This window comes from Acinetobacter sp. 228, from assembly GCF_048147885.1.
In genome coordinates, this window is sequence record NZ_JAYWYV010000178.1 from 1 (window position 1) to 1,614 (window position 1,614).

Annotated in this window: 2 protein-coding genes; both read right to left on the bottom strand. The window is 42.6% G+C overall.

All coding sequences use genetic code 11. From position 1 onward, the window contains the following. Positions 1-375, bottom strand: a 375-nt coding sequence (locus VXQ92_RS17110) for a phage structural protein (RefSeq protein ID WP_416682623.1), incomplete at its 3' end; no start/stop codon positions are given. 14 nt (positions 376-389) lie between these two features. Continuing rightward, positions 390-1,614 (bottom strand): DUF3383 domain-containing protein (locus VXQ92_RS17115; RefSeq protein WP_416682624.1); only part of this gene is annotated, 1,225 nt, incomplete at its 5' end.

Here is a 1,614-nt window from a genome sequence, read left to right on the forward strand (position 1 = left end):
TGACTTGTAAGCCAAGTCCGTATGCTTCTTGAATGCGCATTTTGATGCTGTAGCGTTATCACCAGATCCAGCGTGATTTAGTGTGATAGTGTTCTTTCCCCACTTCTTAGTGCTTGAGCGCTGAATGTGATAAAGATTAGAAAGCTTGGCGTTAATTGGTGATGTTTTTAATAAACGCACGGTCACAGTGCCGGACTTGTTAGCACTTAATGAATGCATCCCTTCACCATCCGCGCCAATAGTCATGGTGTTAGCATCGCCAGCCATCGCAATGGTAATACCTTCATCTGCAACGCCCGCACCGTAACCTAGGTCAATCACCCCGTCATCACTGGCAAGAGTGCATTGAGTATCCATAAATGAATATGTAGACATATTTCTTATCCTTATTAGCGGTTAACAGAAACAAGCACATCAGTGAAATGTGTTGCACCTGCCATCTTGATAGCAATCTGGAAAACCGGAGATTTACGCGCTTCACGTTCAGATTGAGCCTGATCATCTAAACTGTTCGCAAAAACGTAAAAACCTTTAGACAGGTAATCACCTGTTTCCAACGCTCCAAAAGAATCACCATTCCACTGACCAGGACCAATAAGGCCGTTTGTCACAGCCTGTTCCAATGCTCGCTCTAGCACAGTACTTTGGCGATTTACACCACCTTCTGTTTGAGGCACCTTAGTATTAGTGGTATAGAAAAGATTCCACAGAGCTGTCTCTAAATGGTTTTGCAACCAGTCAAGACCATGACGCTCATCAATGAATGAGCCGTCACACATCACACCCTCTTGAAGAATTGCTGTGTCGTTGTTGTAACCTGCAAAAACATTGCAGTTTTTATCTTTAAGCGCTTTTGCTTGGGAAACCTGTAAATCTTCAGCTGCAACGCCAGGAAGCTGCTTAAACTTCAATGTAATGGTCGTGTTGTTACCATTAAAATTGACACTAAATGCTCGCCCAAATACTGAAGCTGCTGCATGTGCCGTATCACCTGAAAAGATTGAAAATGCTCGACCATTATTTAATTTGCTGAGCTTATAAGCCAGATCGGATGTACTGGTACCATCCAAAGACAATGAATTAGTAATTGTTTGGCCATAAATACGAGATGGTGAAGTCGCAAGAACATCTGCATCAGAAATAGGCTCCGCGATATCTAATCCATACCACTTAAGTGACTTGTCCGCTAAATGTGTAATTGCATCCATCAATGGCTCAGCAGCATAGCCATTTACTGGTACCGAAGCATGACCAACGGTTAAACCCATCAATGAAGAAACGTCTGTACCAGTTGCATTGGCAATAGCATAGGAAATTGTCGAAGTGGTACCAGTGGTTAATGACGTAATTTCAAAACGGTTATAAACATCATTCCAAGTTACTGAAGCGGTACCCAGCTTGGCTGTTAGGGCAGATGCCACACCATTTAAATTGGTGACAGCTGATAAGTTCAGGGCAGTTACAACCTTTTCAGAACCATCAATGGTGATTTTCATCGAACCATCTGAAATAGCTGTGAAGTTTGAAATATCACGTTGATCTGCAGATAAAACCGCACCTTTTAAAACCGCTGAACTTGCCGATTTAACCCAACGGCCAATATATAAAGTTCGT